This window comes from Paenibacillus amylolyticus (assembly GCF_001570725.1).
GTDB lineage: Bacteria > Bacillota > Bacilli > Paenibacillales > Paenibacillaceae > Paenibacillus > Paenibacillus amylolyticus_A.
In genome coordinates, this window is sequence record NZ_BCNV01000003.1 from 1 (window position 1) to 19,989 (window position 19,989).

Sequence of the window (19,989 nt, forward strand, 5' to 3'; positions counted from 1 at the left end):
GTTTCGTTTCGAATCTAGTTTTCAGAGAACGATCTCTGAAATGTAAGCACCGCGTTTGGTGGCTATGGCGGAGGGGTTCCACACGTACCCATCCCGAACACGACCGTTAAGCCCTCTAGCGCCGATGGTACTTGGACCGCAGGGTCCTGGGAGAGTAGGACGCCGCCAAGCAATATAAAGGCACACTTGATGATATCGAGTGTGTCTTTTTCATTTTTTCTAAATGCTTATATATATCTTAACAGCCCTGGTTATTCACCAGGCTGTTTTTTTTATTTCAATATTTATGAGAATACTAAATAACTTTAAATTGTTCATTTCTCATCATGGATTTAAGTGCAGCGTCTGTCTAGCCTTTTAGGATGCAAGCCTCCTCAAGGATTGTAAGGGATTTCTGCAAAGCATGCTGGGTTTTGGAATCAATGATGACGCCTTCTTTGTTCATTTTCAATGTAATATAAGGAATGGTTAAGCAGCCCTCTTGTAATACTTGCGCATTAATCATCTTTAGGGTCAGCATAAAGAAGCATCGGCTTTGTCACCTCCCATGGGGTTTGGGGAAGCAGCGATTACAATGGTGGGTTTATTGAGCCATTCTCCAGAAGATACAATCCAATCTAATGCATTTTTTAAGGCACCAGGAACTCCATTTCCATACTCAGGCGTGCAAATAAGAACTCCGTCCGAATGCTCCAATCGCTCTCTCCAATTCTGCACGGGTACAGGGCCCTCTTCGATATCAAGGTCAGGGTTAAAATGCGGTAGATCATTTAATCCATCATATACTTGAAACCTAAGGTTAGGAGTAGCCAGCTTAATCATGGCGTGCATTAGTAACGTATTGGAGGATTGATTGCGCAGACTTCCGGAAATGGCAAGGATATTTAATTCTTTTTTCATGGGTATAGTTCATCTCTATTCTTTAGTAATGTAGGGCAATCTGTTTATTTTCCTCTTGTTGGAATGAGCTGTCTATAGAAAACGCAATTTATTAAGGCATGCTTCATGTTAACCGGGTGATATCCACATTTCTTCATCAGAAATGCACGCGATAGTTTCTATTTGAATGGGTAATAGGATGAAGAGATCACTTAAAATAAACAACTCGCGAGAGAATCGTAATAAATATTTTTCAAAATTAGTACCAAGTACTAAGACTTGGTGCTATAATAATAAAAAAACAAATGAGGTGACTACCGGTATGAATCATCAATCTAAGGCAACCATCACGGCAATGGGGACGTATGTACCGGATCGAATATTAACGAATGCTGATCTGGAGAAGTTGGTCGAGACAAGTGACGAATGGATTGTACAGCGTACAGGTATGAGAGAACGGAGAATTGCAGCTGAAGATCAGTTTGTATCTGACCTCGCTACGAAGGCTGTAGAAGACATGATACGTCGTTACCAAGTAAGTATAGAAGATGTGGATATGATCCTTGTGGCTACAAGTACACCTGAATATGCTTTTCCAAGTACGGCATCCAGAGTACAGGCTAATCTTAAGATCCCACACACTGGCGTACTGGATTTAAATGCTGCATGCGCAGGTTTTACCTATGGGCTACAGCTAGCGGACAGTCTGGTGACCAGTGGAATGTACCGCAAAGTGCTGGTTATTGGGGCAGAGACATTATCCAAAATTACGGATTATACAGACCGCACGACTTGTGTATTGTTTGGTGACGGAGCAGGAGCCTTCTTGGTGGAGAGATCAGCAGCTGCAGAAGGTGACTTTATGGCAGCCATATCAGGTACACATGGAGAAGGCGGTGTACATCTCTATAAGAGTGGCTTGTCTTCAGAGATGAATGGTGTGCCTTTACAGGGCGAAGGTTGTTTAGTTCAGAATGGCCGAGAGATCTATAAGTGGGCTGTACGGACGATTCCAGAGCAACTGGGTAAACTAATAGCAAAAGCTGAATTAATCCCTGAGCAGATTGACTGGTTTGTCCCACACAGTGCTAACATGAGAATGATTGAGGCTGTTTGCGAACGTGGACCGGTTCCCTTGGACCGTACTTTAACCAGTGTTGAGTATCGTGGGAACACATCTGCTGCTTCCATTCCGCTGGCACTGCAGATTGCAGTGGATGAAGGGAAGTTGAAGTATGGACAACATGTTGCGCTGTTCGGTTTTGGAGGAGGACTGACCTATTCCGGTCTGGTTCTTAAATGGGGTGTACCCGACAAGGAGTAGTGGCAGTAAAGTGTCGATGAGTAAGTGTGATAAGGAATAGCCAACCAACTAAGAGTGGCTTGAATGTAGTTTTTCTTAACCCTATCAAAGATAAATCGTTGATAGGTGTCTGTCAAAGACAAGATAATAAGGGTATGACTCAAGTGATCGAGTCATACCCTTAACTTAATGTTTAATCCTCCCAAAGCTTATTAAATTCATTAAAGTCGGTCCAATGATCGGAGAAAAAATATTCTAAATTTATTTCATCATAAGATTCTAATTCTCCAATAGCCTCATGGTCTCCAACCAATTTGCCTGTCCTTCTCAAGATGGGATAAAATTCGGCATAGTACGCACCGTCAAATGGTATGATAACTGGTGCATTGAGAACGTTTAGTCGCTCATAGGGATAAGTGATGCTTTCACCGTTCAAAGTGATCTTAAGGTCTACTGGTTCAGTAGCTTTAATCGCAAGATACAACGCTGGAGAGTCATCCGCATTAACCAGAGCGAAGTCATCCGTCATACCCAGCCCGCTTACTTGATTTCTATAGAAGTAGGTAAGAGTTCCATTCGGAATTAGTTCATCCTTAGATGGCTGATATTTATAACCTGTTCCACCATAGTACTTATAAATCCGATGCAGAATCACTGCCGTTTCGGCTAAAGTTACCTTTTGATTCGGATAAAAGTATCCTTTTGAATTAGGTTTCATTATGCCCACCTGTGAGAATCCGAGCAGAGCATCTCGTTTTACATAATCAAGGTCGGAACCTAAGTGATTATCATTTTTGGATTTAATAAAGCCAAATTCGGGTGCTAATGGCTGGTAAGCATATTTCCATTTTTCATAAGTATCATAGGAATTAAAATATCTTTTAGGAATATCCTTGAATTTTTGCAGCTTGGTGAGTGCCTCTTTTTCTGACATTTCATCGACGGAGTGGCCGATATCCGGAAAAAGAGTATTTAGTGTAATTAATAAGTCCCAGCGAGATAATATCTTGTTGGGTTGATATGTAAACGTCTCATTGTGGTAATTGATTGTATCTGCTGCTGCAATTAATCCTGAGGGATTACTAGGTATACTTCCGTATACGTCTCTAAAAATTGGATAATATGTACTTTTTGCAGGAACACCAGGAATTTCTACATTTGTACTACTATCTACTCGGAACTCTTTAAATAAAAGATGAATCATATGAGTAAGTTCTGCTTTTGACACATTCTTGCTTAAATTCTTCTCTTCTTGCTTAAAGCTCTGCATGGCATTATGAGATGCCATAAATTCAACAGATGGTTTGGCCCATTCATATTTGCTGGAACTTGAAGCTGCGTTTGCTAGTGACGTAGTGAACGGTGATAAACTGAGAGTCAGAATAATAATGAAAATACTCCACTTTGGATACCTCATTCGAACCTCCTATGGTAATGAAAATTAGAATCACATCCTATTTATTGTATTCGACAAAGGATGGTAAGATCAATTTTTAATTGTATAACAGAGCAAACTTAATAAAAGTACACTTCATTCATGGATTACATGAACGAGGTGTACTTTTGGTGTTCAAACTTATATTAATCCCATAAACATTTTACGGCGTAAGCTTAGGAGCTTGGCGGTGATGAGTTCCTTGTTCGTAGCTATAAGCTAGCTTGATCAAGGTTCCTTCATCAAAGGCACGACCCAGGAATTCCATACCTACTGGCAATCCATCGGTTGTGAAACCGGCAGGTACAGTGATCGCTGGGAAGCCGGAGAATGGACTCAGACGGTTGTTACCACCAGATGTTTGACCTTCGCCGATCACGCCAGCGGCCTGTGTAGATGTAGGATAGATGATGGCATCCAGGTTATTGTCTGCCATAACTTTCAGCAGTGACTCACGTGTAACTTGGGTACGTTTCAGGACGATGTCCTTGTATTCGGTAGTCTCCAATGTTTGGCGTGCATCACGAGTCTTCATGGATTGCTCCTGAGATTTGTCGAACTCTCCGGAAGCGATGATCTCGGACAGACTGTGATAGGGAGCATCTGCGCCCAATGAGTCCAGATAGTCATTTAGCTGGAACTTGAATTCATATCCACTAAGGCTTGGATATTTGTTGATCTCAGTCAAGTTCGGGATGGAAATGGGAACTGCGGTAGCGCCTAGTGTCTTCAGTTCTTCCACAGCGGTGTTGATCACGTCAGCAACGGCTTTTTCTTCAGCTTTGGTACTTGGGATGAGTTCTGTGGCGACACCGATGCGTGCACCTTTCAGTCCGTTTACATCCAAGAAGTCTGTATAGCTGGAAGGGATTTTTCCAACCGCGTAAGCTGTAGCGACATCCTTTTTATCATATCCGGCTGTAGCATCCAACATGATTGCAGCGTCACTAACCGTACGAGCCATAGGTCCACCTACATCCTGTGTCAAAGCCAATGGGATAATGCCTTCACGGCTGGACAGTCCGATGGTTGGGCGGATACCCACAAGGCTGTTAAAGCTGGACGGGATTCGGATCGAACCGCCAGTGTCTGTACCCATGCCGGCTGCGGCAAAGTTAGATGCAATGGCAGCACCTGTTCCACCACTTGAGCCACCTGGATAGTGGTCCAGGGCGTAAGGGTTCAGCGTTTGTCCACCCAATGAGCTGGATGTCGTGATGCCGAATGCGAATTCATGCAGGTTCGTTTTGCCCAAAATAATGGCGCCAGCTGCTTTGAGTTTCTTCACTTGTTCAGCATCGTGAGCAGGGATGGAATCTTTCAGACAGATACAGCCTGCGGTTGTAGGCATGTCATTGGTATCAAAATTGTCTTTCACCAGAATTGGAACGCCATGCAGAGGTCCGCGAGCACCTTGAGCTGCACGTTCTTCATCCAATTGCTCCGCAATTTGGAGTGCATCCGGGTTCAGGGTTAATACGGCGTTGATGCTTACACCTTGATCATCGTATTTCTCAATGCGGTCCAGATATTTCTGAACCAGCTCTTTTGATGTCAGTTTTCCTTGCGTCATTGCAGCCTGGAGATCCATGATGGTTGCTTCCTCCAGCACAAACGGTTTTATGTAGTTATAAATGCGATCTTTCAATATGGAGAGGTCATTCTCCGTAAGTACAGCGTTTGGAAGGAAGAGGGATTCCGTATAACCTTTCATCAATCCCGCAGTGTTCAATGCACCAACAGCACCTGCGAAAGTGGCTTCATCCGGGACATCCTTGAATGATTCGGAAGTCGAATCAAGTTCGAGCCATTGTTGCAAGGCGACCGCAGCATCTTTACGTTGTACGGTTGTGCCAGAGAGCTTGTCCATGGTAAAAGGAACACCTGCAAGTGTAGCCGCTTCTTCCATGGCCTGAATAAATGCTGCCGGAGTAGCAGGGGCTTTGCCTTTGGATACCGCAGCAACTGTTGTTTTACTCGTAGGCGTTGCCGATGCAGCTGATGCCGAAGGTACCGTTCCTCCCCATGTTGTGGCAACAACAGCTCCCGCCAGTAACAAAGCTCCACTTTTTTTCAATACAGATCCATGATAAGTCATGCATCCACGCTCCCTTCCTGTGTCTCATTGATGTGTTGTAGCAGCGATTCTGTTTCTATGCTTTTGACACATTGTATAGTTATGTTAGGTAAACTTACAATGTTTATATTTATCCAAAAAAACGTATACATCAATACTTTACCGTGTTAATACTTATTGATGCTTCTGATTCCGTGTACTCAGGAAAACTACTAATCTCCTATGTGTAATAAAATGTGACATACATACGACATTGTGATTAATCATTGAGGTTACATGATGCAAACAGATTAGGAAAGAGAGATGACAGAGCATACCTTTACCATGAAATGATATAATGAAAAGATAGGAATAGAAGAGACATAAGGCATTACAGAGAGGAAGAGATATGAAGTGAAGACATTGGTACTCGCAGAAAAACCATCTGTAGCACGCGAAATAGCCAGAGTTATGGGTGCGCGTGATAAACATAAAAGTTATATGGAAGGCCCGAAATATATCGTTACCTGGGCGCTTGGACATCTGGTTGGATTAGCTGAACCGGAGGATTACGACAAGAAGTATGCAACATGGAATCTGGAAGACCTACCCATTCTGCCAGAACGTACGAAGCTGAAGGTGCTTAAGGAAACCAACCATCAGTATAAAGCAGTGCAGCAGCTGATGAAGCGTCAGGATGTGGGCGAGTTGGTCATTGCGACGGATGCAGCACGTGAGGGAGAATTGCTGGCCCGTTGGATCATGCAGATGGCGGGGTGGAAAAAAACTTTTAAACGTCTGTGGATTTCATCCCAGACAGATAAGGCGATCAAAGACGGTTTTGCATCGCTGAAACCAGGCAGTCAGTTCGACTCTCTCTATGAATCTGCACGTTGCCGGGCTGAAGCTGACTGGATGATCGGACTTAACGTGACCCGTGCGCTAACTGTTCGTTTCAATGCACAGTTGTCAGCTGGACGGGTTCAAACTCCGACCTTGGGCATGATTATGGACAGAGAAAGTGAAATTAACGGATTCCGCTCTCAGGAGTATGAGACGTTAACGGCAGATTTAGGAGGTTTTCAGGCTGTGTGGCGGGCAAATGGGGGAGATTCACGAATCTTTGACCCTCAGGAAACGCAGGAATTGAAGAAACGGGTAGACGGGCGCAAAGGAACGATTGCCCAAGTGAAGAAAAGCGAGAAGGTGGAGCCACATCCACTGGCATATGACCTGACGGAACTGCAACGGGATGCCAACCGGAAATATGGTTTCTCTGCAAAGCAAACATCGAATGTCCTGCAACGTCTGTATGAACAACACAAACTTGTAACGTACCCACGTACGGACAGCCGATACCTGACTTCCGATATGACAGCCACATTGAAAGAACGTCTGGACAGTGTAGCCATTGGGCCCTATGCGTCTTTGGCACGACCTTTGCTGCGCAAGAATCTGAATATCACCAAACGTATTGTGGACGACAGCAAAGTGACCGATCATCATGCAATTATCCCTACGGAACAGACGGTGCTTCTGAATCAATTGAATCCAGAGGAACGCAAATTGTACGATCTGATCGTACGTCGTTATATCAGCCTGTTCTATCCGGCAGCGAAGTACGATTCGGTTGCGATCACGGTTCAGGTGGGTAACGACTCCTTCCATGTCAAAGGTACAACGGTGAAAGAAAGTGGATGGCGTGAAGTATACGGCGGTGATTACAGCGATGATGACGATGACCGTGCTGACGATGCAGCAGACCATGAGCGTGCGCTTTTGCCTGATGTGCAGCAAGGACAGTCCGTGACGGTTCAGCGTTGCCATATTAAAAGTGGACGAACGATGCCGCCCAAACGGTATACCGAAGCTGCTTTACTTTCCAAAATGGAGAAGCATGGACTGGGCACTCCGGCGACACGAGCGGATATCATTGAGAAGCTGGTCAGTTCCGATACCATTGATCGTCAAGGCAACAGCATGCATCCAACCGGTAAAGGAAAACAGTTGATTGAACTGGCTGCTCCGCAGCTTCGTACACCGGATCTGACTGCTCGCTGGGAGGCTGAGTTAGAGCGAATTGCTCGTGGGCAAGGAAAACCGGGGCCGTTTCTGGATAGTATCCGATCCATGGCGAAAGAGCTGGTGTCAACGGTCAAAGGCAGCAAAGCAGAGTACAAGCCACATAATGTGTCCAATAGCCATTGCCCGGACTGTAATGCACGGTTGTTGGAGAAGAAGGGCAAGCGTGGCAAGTTTCTTGTATGTCCTACGGAGGACTGTGGATATCGTCGTTCGGCAGAAAAACGATTGTCCAATCGTCGTTGTGCGCAGTGCCACAAAAAGATGGAAATCAAAGAAGGTAAGGCGGGACTATACGTGCAGTGTCTTCCTTGTGGTATTACAGAAACATTGGATAAGGACAAAGAGCATGTGAACAAACGCGATCAGCAAAAATTGGTGAAGCAGTATGCGAAGCAAGAGTCGATTGGCTCCAATCTGGGGGATCTGTTGAAGGCGGCTATGGAGAAAAAAGGGCAGTAACACGCTTGAGGTAGTTGAGATCGTGCCTCGTGTGGTACGAGCCATACGAATGATGTACTCATTTACTCCAAAAGGGACTGATTATAACTTTTCTCTACTCATCTATGTGAAGTCGTATAAGATCCTTCGTTTTCAGGCAACGTAAGCCAAGGAGGTGATACCTACATGCCGCATAACAAACCAGAGAAAATCCATAATCAGCAAAACAAAGACAGTATTCGGGAAGAGAGTATCGCTGTGCGTCCGGATAAAGCAGCCAAAAGAGCGCCAAGCCTGAACGGTATTCCCAAACAGGAGTCCTAGAGTCAGCGCGAGGTTACCATTCTTACACAAACTTGCGGTTCCCTACCGGTGCGTTGAACATGTCTCTAATGAGGATTATAATGGAGACAGGGAGATGTCCCGGGACAGGGGGATCGCTAGAATTATATGCAAACCGGACTTATATTGTGGTTTCTATTTATTAATGTAGTTGGTTATCTGGTGATGTCGGATGATAAGAGGCGTGCACAGCAACGTCGTGATCGTACACCTGAACGGACGTTGTTTTTGCTTGCGTTTATTGGTGGTGCTTTGGGAGTCTGGATCGCGATGTATCGGAAAAGGCATAAAACCAAACATCCCAGCTTCACCATTGGCATTCCGTTGTTGTTGTTCCTGAATGCCGTAATCTATGGTTACTTTATTCAATGAACACATGGAACACGTACGTAACCATTCCTTCTGTGTTTTCAATTGTAGGATTGGAGATATCGAACTGGACTTACGCTGAAGTGAAGGTGTATCTTTAATTTGTTTGATATGTAAATTCATTCGTATAAATGGTTCATAGTGACTCCGGGATGTTTAAGGAGTTATATGGTTCTGTTAGTTTATTGCATGTCAGACCGAAGCTTGCTTCGCGTGCTCTACATATAAAGGAAGGGACGGGATTCACATGTTATTTTCCAAAATATTAGTGGCTTATGATGGTTCCAAAGCTTCAAATAAAGCACTCGATCGTGCGATTGAGCTAGCTAAAGTGTCCCCGGATGCTGTATTGGATGTTATTCATGCTTTTGATTTCCCGCGTGTATTCATTGGTGAAGGGTTAGCTCCATTGCCGCCTTCGCTTAATAATGACTATTACAATCTGGCGGTGCAGACGACGGATGAAGCGAAAGAACGAATTCAGGCTGCTGGTGTAACGGCCAACGTAGACCTGATTCAAGGAGCAGCTGCGGAAGTGTTGCTTGATTTTGCCAAAGAAAATGATTCTGATATCATTATCATTGGTAGCCGCGGACTAGGCGGAATTCGTGAATTTGTCCTGGGTAGTGTCAGTCATAATGTGGTGCAGCATGCTCAGGTTCCAGTACTGATCGTAAAATAGTGAATGAAGTGTGCATGCACTAGAGAGCAAAAAGCCGGTTGTCTTCGAGAGATTGAAGAGGAGCCGGCTTTCTTTTATGGGATGAAATGGATGACTAAGCGAAATTAATGAAGCAATTCCCGAACATTATATTTGTCAATATGTTAAATGTTCGTCTTTAAGTTGACATTAGCTGTAGGGGATTGTTAGAATGTTAGATGTGTCGATCAGGTAAGAATAAGGTCGAGTAGGAACGAAATGTGTAACAAGATATATCAAAATGAATCAAGATGGTTTGAATAGATATTTGCTCGTATAACGCCGGGAATAGGGCCCGGAAGTATCTACCCGGGAACCGTAAATTTCCGGACTACGAGGAGATACGGCTGAGAGTCGCATGCAACCAGATGCGGACAGCAAGCCCCCTTTTGGCATGCCCAAATGAGGGATACGTATTTCTTGGAGTCCGGTGTCCGGAGAAAATGTGATGTTTTCGCGGGTAGCGGATTTTTTCATTTCACACGTAAAATGAATTCCTTATTAGCAAGTGTAATCAAAAAAGCTCAGACGGGAGTTGGATGTATTCATGTCACTGCAAGTCGCTGTAATTATGGGCAGTAAGTCGGATTGGGAAACGATGAAGCATGCGTGCGAGGTTCTGGATGAACTGGAGATTGGTTATGAGAAAAAGGTTGTCTCAGCCCATCGTACACCGGATTTGATGTTCGAATACGCAGAGCAGGCGATTGATCGAGGATTCAAGGTGATCATTGCAGGCGCAGGCGGGGCGGCACATCTACCTGGTATGGTTGCAGCCAAAACGATGCTCCCAGTCATTGGCGTTCCGGTTCAATCCAAAGCATTGAATGGTCTCGATTCCTTGTTGTCCATTGTTCAGATGCCTGGCGGAATTCCCGTTGCAACCGTTGCAATCGGTAAGGCGGGGGCTACCAATGCAGGGCTGCTCGCTGCTCAGATGATCGGTGCATTTGACCCGGATGTCCAACGTCGCTCTGAAGCTCGAAGAGAGCGCATCAAACAAGAAGTACTCGAAAGCAGTGAAGAACTATGACTAGAGAAGGTTTACAGTCGGGTGCGGCAGGAGAGCTGAAAAATGTCCTGCTGCCCGGGAAAACAACCATCGGCATTCTTGGAGGCGGACAGCTCGGACGTATGATGACGCTGGCAGGAACGGCAATGGGGTATCGATTCGTTACTCTTGATCCCGCTGCGGATGCACCTTGTGGACAAGTTGCTCGTCAGATTGAAGCTGGATATGATGATGCCAAAGCTGCACTCGAACTCGCTCGGCAATGCGATGTCATTACGTATGAATTCGAAAATGTGGATGCAGAAGTCGCTGGGCTGCTCGAGCGTGAGTCTTACGTTCCGCAAGGAAGTGCGCTACTGTACACCACACAACATCGGTTGCGTGAAAAACGTGCGATCGAAGCCGCCGGAGTGAGGGTCGCGCCTTATCGGGGAATCACAAGTGCGGATACAATGCTTGCTGCTGTAAGCGAACTTGGAGTGCCCTGCGTACTGAAGACGGTGACTGGAGGCTATGATGGCAAAGGCCAACGGGTAATCCGGGAATCAAGTCAGGCTGTTGCCGCATACGAAGAACTTGCAACTACAGGTGCGGAACTGGTGCTGGAACAATTCATTAAGTTCGAATGCGAGATATCTGTCGTTGTAGCGCGTAGTACAAATGGGGAGATCAAGACGTTCCCACCAGCGGAGAATATTCATGTGAACAACATTTTGCATGCGTCAATCGTACCGGCTAGAGTTGCTGCAGACATCCAGATTGAAGCTCAAAAGCTGGCAGCAGCGGTAGCAGAATCAATGAAGGCTGTTGGGTTGCTGGCTGTGGAACTGTTTGTAGCGGCGGATGGAAGACTGTACGTCAACGAACTGGCACCAAGACCGCATAATTCTGGTCACTATACGATGGAAGCTTGTGCGACTTCTCAGTTCGAACAACATATCCGTGCCATCTGCGGATTACCACTTGGGGACACTTCGTTATTGAGTCCGGTTGTTATGGTCAATGTGCTTGGAGAGCATCTGGAAGGCATTATCGCAAGAACAGGGCAACCTGATGCAGAAGCGATAGAACTCGGTGTGATTCCCAAGCTTCACATATATGGTAAAACCGAAGCGAAAACAGGACGGAAGATGGGGCATGTGAATCTGCTTTGTCAAGATGTTGAAGAAGGATTGCAATGGATTAAACAAACTAATCTCTGGAGGAATACAAATTCATGATTGAACGTTATAGCAGACCCGAAATGAGAGCCATCTGGACAGAAGAGAACAAATTCCAATCGTGGCTGGAAGTTGAGATTTGTGCATGTGAGGCGTGGGCCGAACTGGGTGTAATCCCTAAGGAAGAAGCAGCATTGCTTCGTCAGAATGCATCTTTTGACATCGACCGCATCTATGAAATTGAACAGGAAACACGTCATGACGTTATCGCATTTACACGTACGGTATCTGAAAGTCTGGGTGCGGAGCGGAAATGGGTGCACTACGGACTGACTTCTACAGATGTCGTGGATACGGCTCTGGGATATGTATTGCGTCAAGCGAATGAGATTCTGGAAAAAGATATCGTGAATTTCATTGAAATTCTTCGCGAAAAAGCACTGGCTTATCAGCACACACCAATGATGGGACGTACGCACGGCGTGCATGCGGAGCCTACGACATTTGGTCTGAAAATGGCGTTGTGGCATGAAGAGATGAAACGGAACCTGGAGCGTTTCCGTCATGCAGCAGACAATGTACAATACGGCAAAATCTCAGGTGCGGTAGGAACGTACGCGAACATCGATCCGTTTGTCGAAGAGTTTGTCTGCGAGAAGCTGGGCACGAAGCCAGCGCCAATCTCGACTCAAACATTGCAACGTGACCGTCATGCGGAATATATGGCTACACTGGCGTTGATCGCAACGTCCCTGGACAAGTTTGCTACAGAGGTACGTGCACTGCAGAAGAGTGAATTCCGTGAAGTGGAAGAAGCTTTTGCTAAAGGTCAAAAAGGATCTTCCGCGATGCCGCACAAGCGTAACCCAATCGGTAGTGAAAACATCTCCGGTCTGTCCCGCGTTATTCGCGGACATATGGTATCGGCATACGAGAACGTAACGCTCTGGCATGAGCGCGACATTTCGCACTCTTCCGTTGAACGTATCATTCTGCCGGATGCAACGATGCTACTGAACTACATGCTGAACCGTTTTGGTAACATCGTGAAGAACCTGACGGTATTCCCTGAGAACATGAAACGCAACATGGAGCGCACCTACGGGGTACCATTCTCCGGTCGCATCATGACAAAGCTGATCGACAAAGGCTTCAGCCGCGAGCAAGCGTACGATACCGTTCAACCACGTGCGATGCAAGCATGGGAAGAGCAACGTCAGTTCCAGGATATCGTGAAATCCACACCGGAAATCACGGAAGTACTGAACGAAGAAGAAATCGCAGATGCGTTCAACCCGTCATGGCACCTGAAGCACGTAGACACGATCTTCAAAAAGCTCGGCTTGAACGATTAATATATAACTCCCATAAGGCTATAGCACAGAATGATGGACTAGCAGGGAACGCAGAGGACAGAAACAAGCTCAAGGAGCGAAGCTAAAAACATTCTGAAAGAAAGCTACTTCGGAAGCATACGCTGCGCCTTTATCAAATTTAGAACAAGTTTTACTCCCTAAAAGTATAGGTTGATTATGTGTTCACGCTGGAACGGAGAAGGCAGAAAAAACCTGAAGAAGCAAAGCGCTCGCCTTTATCCCCGGATTTTAACTTTGCAAAAGGGAATCAAAAAATCTGGGGATAACAGCGATCGGAAGGTTGTTCTGCATTCGGAGTGGCCCCGCGTGAAGAGGGGAATTGGACGTATACTTTACATCTCCTGAAAGAAGGTGAGCCCATGGCACTGTCCACTGCGGCAGATCTCGTTAAAGCACCTCTGTTATATAAAGGAAAAGTACGTGAATTGTACGATCTGGGTGAACATTTTCTGATCGTGGTTACGGACCGTATCTCGGCATTTGATTACGTGCTGGACCCGGCAGTTCCCGAGAAAGGAAACGTACTGAATAAGCTCAGCAGCTTCTGGTTTGAACTGACAGGTGACATGATGGAGAATCACGTCGTTCATACCGATGTGAATCAACTGGGTGATCTCATCACAGACCCTGAATTGCTCAAAGACCGCATCATGGTAACCCGCAAAGCAGAACGCATTGATATTGAGTGTGTTGTACGTGGATACATCACGGGTGGTGGATGGAGACAATATGAGACAAGCGGAGAAGTGAACGGGATCAAGTTGCCTGATGGACTTCGCAAAAACGCCAAGCTCGAAGTTCCCATTTTCACCCCGGCAGCCAAAAACGATGTTGGTCACGATGAAGACATCCCAATGGATCGCATGAAAGAACTGGTGGGAGACGCACTCGCAATTGAGCTTCAGGAAAAAAGCTTGCGCCTGTACGAATTTGCCCGTGATTACTGTGATCAGCGTGGCATCATTCTGGCAGATTGCAAATTCGAGTTCGGCATCGTGGATGGCAAGGTCATCCTGATTGACGAAATCTTCACTCCAGATGCTTCACGCTTCTGGGCCAAAGAGAATTACGAACTCGACATCGAGATCGACAGCATGGATAAAGAGCCAGTGCGCACCTATCTCGCCGGAACCGATTGGGACAAGAACAGCAAACCCGATCCACTCCCACAAGAGGTAGTAGAAGCAACAACCGCAAGATACGTCGATATTTATAACCGTTTAACGAAATAATAAAGTTTGAGTAAGCTGCGGGAAAGTTTGGCTTTCGATCGCTGTTGCCCCCGGAATGTTTTGATTGGAATCCTTTTTTCAAAAGGAAACATTCCGGTTGCAAAGGCGAGCACTTCGTTTCTCTAGCTCAAATCTTTCCCTCCGCCAGTGTTCAAACTGGTGGGTGAGGCAATTAAGAGCGGTGGCTTCCCACAGGCAGGGGAAGCCTGAAAAATTAAGAGAATTAAATTACTAATTACTAAAGTAACTTAAAGACCATTCGCCATTCACTGTTTTGAAGGAATGGTCAGTCTCGACCATTACACACCGTGCAACGTAAAAGGTTTAGGCCTTTAAAAAACGTCGCAAGGACTAGCGGAGGGGCGGAATTGTTCTTGAAGGAGCGATAGCGTTCGCCTTTGTCCCCGGGTTTTGACCGCACAGCGGGCCAAAACAATCAAAAAACCTGGGGACAACAAGCGACCGGAAAGAACAATCCGCCCCGGAGCAAGCACCACACCCCATTTTTAACAGCATAAAGCATTTATCCCGTTCATTACTGAGGAGGAACACAAGGATCATGATCAAAGCAACCGTATATGTCACTATTAAGCAAAGCGTACTCGACCCGCAAGGCGTAGCTGTTCAAGGAGCCCTGCATTCCATGGGATTCAACGAAGTGGAAAGTGTACGGATCGGTAAAGTCATGGAATTGAACCTGGATACAACAGATCGTGCGGAAGCGGAGAAACGATTGAAAGTCATGTGTGAGAAGCTGCTGGCCAACACCGTTGTTGAAGATTACCGCTACGAATTGGAGGGTTAATCTCATGAAATTTGCAGTTCTTGTGTTCCCTGGCTCCAACTGCGACATCGACTGTTACAAGGCAGTGGAAGATGCCATTGGGCAAGAGGTTGATTATGTATGGCACACGGCTACAGATCTATCGGCTTATGATTGTATTTTAGTTCCGGGTGGTTTCTCTTATGGTGACTACCTGCGCTGCGGAGCGATTTCCCGCTTTGCACCGGTAATGAACGAGGTAGCGAAAGCTGCTGAACAAGGTAAATATATTTTGGGTATTTGCAACGGATTCCAAATCCTGACCGAAGCGGGATTGCTTCCAGGTGCATTGATCCGCAACACTTCCCTGAAATTCCGTTGTCACGATACAGTATTGAAAGTGGCGAATGCAGATACGCCATTTACACGTGACTATGCACCAGGCGAAGAGATTATCATCCCGATTGCTCACGGCGAAGGCAACTATTATTGCGACGAGGAGACGCTCGCGAGTCTGCAAGCGAACAACCAGATCGTATTTACGTATGGCAACAACCCGAACGGTTCCCTGGGTGATATTGCGGGAGTCTGTAACGAGGGTGGCAACGTGGTCGGCATGATGCCGCATCCAGAGCGTGCAGTGGACTCACTGCTAGGTTCGGAAGACGGCAAACGTATGTTTACATCTATTTTGAAAGCATGGAGGGATCGGCATGACGCAGCAGCTATCCGCTAAGGAACCAACAGCAGAACAGGTCGCAGAACATAAACTTTACGCACAAATGGGCGTATCTGACAGCGAGTACGAGCTGATCTGTGAGTTCATGGGGCGCAAGCCAAACTACACGGAAATTGGTGTGTTCAGTGTAATGTGGTCCGAGCACTGTGCTTATAAAAACTCCAAGCCATTGCTGCGCCGTTTCCCAACGTCTGGACCACGTGTCCTGATGGGACCTGGTGAAGGTGCCGGTATCGTGGATATCGGTGATAACCAGGCCGTTGTATTCAAAATTGAAAGCCATAACCATCCTTCCGCGGTTGAGCCTTATCAAGGTGCGGCAACAGGTGTGGGCGGTATTATCCGTGATATTTTCTCCATGGGTGCAAGACCGGTAGCAATACTGAACTCCCTTCGTTTTGGCAAGCTGGAGAGCGATCGGGTTAAATATTTGTTCGAGCATGTTGTATCGGGTATTGCCGGATATGGTAACTGTATCGGTATCCCTACCGTTGGTGGCGAAGTGATGTTTGATGAGAGCTACGAAGGCAATCCGCTGGTTAACGCCATGTGTGTGGGTCTGATTGATCATGACAAGATCCAGCGCGGCGTAGCTAAAGGTGTAGGTAACCCTGTGTATTATGTTGGGCCGCCAACAGGCCGTGATGGTATTCATGGAGCAACCTTTGCATCGGTTGAATTGACAGAAGAATCCGAGTCCCAACGGACAGCCGTTCAGGTTGGTGATCCATTTATGGAGAAACTGGTGATGGAATCCTGTCTGGAATTGATCGACACGGGCATCGTGCTCGGAATTCAGGATATGGGCGCTGCGGGTCTGACATGTTCGAGTGCAGAGATGGCAAGTAAAGCGGGTAACGGTCTGGAATTGTATCTGGATCAGGTACCGCAGCGTGAGGAAGGCATGACGCCTTACGAGATGATGTTGTCCGAGTCCCAGGAACGGATGTTGTTCGTCGTTGAGCCGAAGGATGAGGCGCAGGCGATGGAAATCTTTGAACGTTGGGGCGTAATCTGTGCGAAAGTCGGTAAAGTAACGGATGATGGTCGTTTGAAATTGATCCACCACGGCGAAGTGGTCGGAGATATGCCGGTAACGGCTTTGGTTGACGAATGTCCAGTCTATGACAAACCTTCTTCGGTACCTGCATACTACGAGCAAAGTGCTTCCATCGACACGCTTCGTTACGACGAAGTGTCGGATCTCGGCGGAGCACTGAAACAAGTGCTGGCTTCACCAACAGTAGCAAGTAAAAAATGGATTTATGATCAATACGACTACATGGTGCGTACAAGCACTGCCGTTCGTCCAGGTTCGGATGCAGCCGTAGTCACGATTCGTGGCACACGCAAAGGTCTCGCGATGACAACGGACTGTAATGGACGCTATGTGTACCTTGATCCTGAAGTTGGTGGACGGATTGCCGTAAGTGAAGCAGCGCGTAACATTGTATGTTCCGGTGCTGAGCCGCTGGCGATCACGGACAACCTGAACTTCGGTAACCCGGAGAAGCCGGATATTTTCTGGCAAATGGAGAAAGCAGTAGACGGTATGGCAGAAGCTTGTCGTGTGCTGGATACGCCGGTCATCGGTGGTAACGTAAGTTTGTATAACGAAAACGCCAAAGGCTCCATCTATCCAACGCCAGTTGTCGGTATGGTAGGTCTCGTTCATGATACGGATCATATCACGACACAAGCATTCAAATCCGAAGGTGATGTTATCATCCTCCTCGGTGAAACGAAAGCTGAACTGGGTGGCAGCGAGCTGCAATACGCGGTTCATGGTCAGACGGAAGGTCGTCCACCAGAACTGAATTTGCAAACGGAAAAAGCGTTGCTCAGCACAGTGCTGGAAGCAATCCAATCCGGTCTTGTTCGCTCGGCACATGACTTGTCTGAAGGCGGCTTGGCTGTTGCACTCGCAGAGTCTTGTATCAGCGGTAATGTTGGAGCACAGGTGAATCTGGAGACTGCACTGCGTGCAGATCACGCTTTGTTCAGTGAGAGCCAATCCCGTATCTTGTTGTCGGCTACGCCAGAGCAAGCGGGTAAACTTGAAGCATTTGTACGTGAGCGCGGTGTACCTGTAGCTGTGATTGGACGTGTAGAAGGAAGTAACCTGACGATTGAACTGAACGGAACATCAGCCGTGAGCGAACCTGTAGGAGGTTTGGCTCAGGTCTGGGAGGATGCGATTCCATGTCTCATGAACTGACGACAGGACCGTTGTGGACAGGCGATTATTATAATGAAGGGTCCGGCAAGGAAGGACTCGATAAATTGAAAGAAGAATGCGGTGTGTTCGGGGTGTTCAGACACCCTGACGCGGCTTCGCTCTCCTATTATGGACTGCATGCGTTGCAACATCGGGGCGAAGAAAGTGCAGGCATGTGTGTGAGTGATGGCACCCAGTTTAACTATCATCGCGGTATGGGTCTGGTGAAGGAAGTATTCACCAAAGACCTGATGCAGACGTTGACCGGGGATATTTCTATTGGACATGTCCGTTATTCAACAAGTGGTGACAGCAAACTGACGAACGCACAACCATTGGTATTCAAATACCGTGATGGCGATTTGGCAGTAGCAACCAACGGTAACATTGTGAATGCACCAACGATCCGGCGCGAGCTGGAGCAGAGCGGTTCCATTTTCCAAACAACGAGTGATACCGAGGTTATTGCGCATCTGATTGCACGATCCTCCAAAGGGCTTGTGGAAGCGGCAAAAGAGGCATTCCAGCGCATTGTTGGCGGTTATGCATTTCTGATCATGACCAATGACAAGTTGCTCGTAGCATCCGATCCGCACGGACTTCGTCCGCTGACGATGGGTAAGCTGGGAGATGCATATCTGTTTGCATCCGAGACGTGTGCACTTGAAACGATCGGCGCAGAGTTAATTCGTGATATTGAACCGGGTGAACTACTTGTTCTGGATGCAGATGGTCTGCACGAGGATCGCTTTGATCATCACAAACACCGCAAGGCATTATGTGCAATGGAATATATTTATTTTGCTCGTCCGGATAGTGACATGAATGGTGCGAACCAGCATGCGGCCCGTAAAAGGATGGGAAGCCGGATGGCCATTGAGTCGTTTGTGGATGCGGACTTGGTTACGGGGGTACCAGATTCCAGTATTTCAGCGGCCATTGGTTATGCGGAGCAAACGGGTATTCCGTACGAGATGGGTATGATCAAAAACAAATACACCGGACGTACGTTTATCCAACCCAGCCAGGAATTAAGGGAGCAGGGCGTGAAGATGAAGCTGAGCGCTGTGCGTCGCGTTGTGGAAGGCAAACGTGTGGTTATGATTGACGATTCCATTGTACGGGGAACAACTTCCCGGCGGATCGTGAACATGCTTCGTGATGCAGGAGCAACGGAAGTCCATGTGCGCATTACATCACCACCTTTCAAAAACCCGTGTTTCTATGGCATTGATACCCCGGATAGCCGTGAATTGATCGCTTCACAACTGTCGGTGGAAGAAATTTGCCGTGAAATCAATGCGGATTCCCTGTCGTTCCTCAGTCCGGATGGACTGATAGCATCGATTCAGGGAGATAATCAGGATGATCCCAAAGGCGGGCTTTGCCTCGCATGTTTTGATAATGATTACCCAACCCGCCTCGACTTTGGCGGCGAGGAAAAATTCGGCTGCAGTTGCTAGCTGTTATGTGGCAAGACAAATGTATCTTGCCGCCACGGGCGTAGCCCGAGCCCTCAGCCCCGCCTTGCGGAGCAACAGGGGCCAGGCAGCCAGGCAAAGCAGCTGCCCCCCGGGCATAGCCCGAGCTCTTAAGCCCCGCTTTGCGGAGCAACAGGGGCTAGGCAGCCGAGCGAAGCAGCTGCCACGGGCCTGGCCCGAGCCCTTAAGCCCCGCCTTGCGGAGCAACAGGGGCTAGGCAGCCAGGCGAAGCAGCTGCCCAGCGGGCTTGCCCGCAGCGTAGCTGAGCGGGGTTCGCTGACCGATGGCTTGCAGCCAACGGAATCGGCGAACAATCCCGCGAGATCACGCACGAATCAACCATAGCAAGATCACACCAGCCACCTCTGCACCGCTTTTTTGGCGGGTGTCCAGAGGGCCTG

General features: G+C 47.2%; 17 protein-coding genes, 1 rRNA gene and 1 riboswitch. Of the genes, 14 read left to right on the forward strand and 4 right to left on the reverse strand.

What is annotated here, in order from left to right; genetic code table 11:
• Positions 1-54 precede the first annotated feature (54 nt).
• Positions 55-171 (forward strand): 5S ribosomal RNA (rrf, locus tag PAHA3_RS18335).
• Positions 172-513: 342 nt separating this feature from the next.
• Here the strand turns inward: rrf and PAHA3_RS18340 are convergent.
• Positions 514-900, reverse strand: coding sequence for an NADPH-dependent FMN reductase (locus tag PAHA3_RS18340; protein WP_235599500.1), 387 nt, complete (start codon positions 898-900; stop codon positions 514-516).
• 301 nt (positions 901-1,201) lie between these two features.
• On the opposite strand from PAHA3_RS18340, the gene PAHA3_RS18345 reads away from it, so the two are divergent.
• Positions 1,202-2,203: a ketoacyl-ACP synthase III gene (locus PAHA3_RS18345; RefSeq protein WP_062836202.1), complete on the forward strand. Its 1,002-nt coding sequence runs from the start codon at positions 1,202-1,204 to the stop codon at positions 2,201-2,203.
• Between the two features lie 172 nt (positions 2,204-2,375).
• Here the strand turns inward: PAHA3_RS18345 and PAHA3_RS18350 are convergent, their stop codons facing one another.
• The gene (locus PAHA3_RS18350) at positions 2,376-3,599 is read right to left on the reverse strand and encodes an S-layer homology domain-containing protein (RefSeq protein WP_062836203.1); all 1,224 of its coding nucleotides are present in this window, start codon (positions 3,597-3,599) and stop codon (positions 2,376-2,378) included.
• Between the two features lie 181 nt (positions 3,600-3,780).
• Complete coding sequence (locus tag PAHA3_RS18355; RefSeq protein WP_062836204.1) at positions 3,781-5,715, reverse strand: amidase family protein; 1,935 nt, start codon at positions 5,713-5,715, stop codon at positions 3,781-3,783.
• 372 nt (positions 5,716-6,087) lie between these two features.
• Here PAHA3_RS18355 and PAHA3_RS18360 point away from each other — a divergent pair, with 372 nt between their 5' ends.
• The 12 genes from PAHA3_RS18360 to purF all read left to right on the forward strand — a co-directional run bounded on the left by PAHA3_RS18360 (position 6,088) and on the right by purF (position 19,570).
• On the forward strand, positions 6,088-8,217 hold the full coding sequence (locus PAHA3_RS18360) for a DNA topoisomerase III (RefSeq protein WP_062836205.1): 2,130 nt from the start codon (positions 6,088-6,090) through the stop codon (positions 8,215-8,217).
• Positions 8,218-8,382: 165 nt separating this feature from the next.
• A complete protein-coding gene (locus tag PAHA3_RS30515; RefSeq protein WP_017690703.1) occupies positions 8,383-8,520 on the forward strand; it encodes a hypothetical protein in 138 nt (45 codons plus the stop codon).
• 126 nt (positions 8,521-8,646) lie between these two features.
• Complete coding sequence (locus tag PAHA3_RS18365; RefSeq protein ID WP_017690702.1) at positions 8,647-8,910, forward strand: DUF1294 domain-containing protein; 264 nt, start codon at positions 8,647-8,649, stop codon at positions 8,908-8,910.
• Positions 8,911-9,154: 244 nt separating this feature from the next.
• Positions 9,155-9,589: a universal stress protein gene (locus PAHA3_RS18370; protein ID WP_062836206.1), complete on the forward strand. Its 435-nt coding sequence runs from the start codon at positions 9,155-9,157 to the stop codon at positions 9,587-9,589.
• A gap of 270 nt (positions 9,590-9,859) precedes the next feature.
• Positions 9,860-9,961, forward strand: a riboswitch (purine riboswitch).
• Positions 9,962-10,154: 193 nt separating this feature from the next.
• On the forward strand, positions 10,155-10,640 hold the full coding sequence (purE, locus tag PAHA3_RS18375; protein ID WP_017690699.1) for a 5-(carboxyamino)imidazole ribonucleotide mutase: 486 nt from the start codon (positions 10,155-10,157) through the stop codon (positions 10,638-10,640).
• Positions 10,637-11,839, forward strand: coding sequence for a 5-(carboxyamino)imidazole ribonucleotide synthase (purK, locus tag PAHA3_RS18380; protein ID WP_062836207.1), 1,203 nt, complete (start codon positions 10,637-10,639; stop codon positions 11,837-11,839). Before purE ends, purK begins: the two co-directional genes overlap by 4 nt.
• Positions 11,836-13,134, forward strand: a complete 1,299-nt coding sequence (purB, locus tag PAHA3_RS18385; protein ID WP_047840491.1) for an adenylosuccinate lyase — start codon at positions 11,836-11,838, stop codon at positions 13,132-13,134. The genes purK and purB overlap by 4 nt, the downstream gene beginning before the upstream one ends.
• 380 nt (positions 13,135-13,514) lie before the next feature.
• The gene (locus PAHA3_RS18390) at positions 13,515-14,387 is read left to right on the forward strand and encodes a phosphoribosylaminoimidazolesuccinocarboxamide synthase (RefSeq protein ID WP_062836208.1); all 873 of its coding nucleotides are present in this window, start codon (positions 13,515-13,517) and stop codon (positions 14,385-14,387) included.
• Between the two features lie 559 nt (positions 14,388-14,946).
• On the forward strand, positions 14,947-15,192 hold the full coding sequence (purS, locus tag PAHA3_RS18395; protein WP_017690695.1) for a phosphoribosylformylglycinamidine synthase subunit PurS: 246 nt from the start codon (positions 14,947-14,949) through the stop codon (positions 15,190-15,192).
• 4 nt (positions 15,193-15,196) lie between these two features.
• Entirely contained in the window at positions 15,197-15,886 is a 690-nt protein-coding gene (gene purQ, locus PAHA3_RS18400; RefSeq protein ID WP_062836209.1) for a phosphoribosylformylglycinamidine synthase subunit PurQ, read from the forward strand.
• On the forward strand, positions 15,864-18,107 hold the full coding sequence (gene purL / locus PAHA3_RS18405) for a phosphoribosylformylglycinamidine synthase subunit PurL (RefSeq protein ID WP_062836210.1): 2,244 nt from the start codon (positions 15,864-15,866) through the stop codon (positions 18,105-18,107). The genes purQ and purL overlap by 23 nt, the downstream gene beginning before the upstream one ends.
• Positions 18,092-19,570, forward strand: coding sequence for an amidophosphoribosyltransferase (gene purF / locus PAHA3_RS18410; protein WP_062836211.1), 1,479 nt, complete (start codon positions 18,092-18,094; stop codon positions 19,568-19,570). Before purL ends, purF begins: the two co-directional genes overlap by 16 nt.
• Before the next feature lie 202 nt (positions 19,571-19,772).
• On the opposite strand, the gene PAHA3_RS30520 is transcribed toward purF, so the two are convergent.
• A complete protein-coding gene (locus PAHA3_RS30520; protein ID WP_167350913.1) occupies positions 19,773-19,931 on the reverse strand; it encodes a hypothetical protein in 159 nt (52 codons plus the stop codon).
• Positions 19,932-19,989 lie beyond the last annotated feature (58 nt).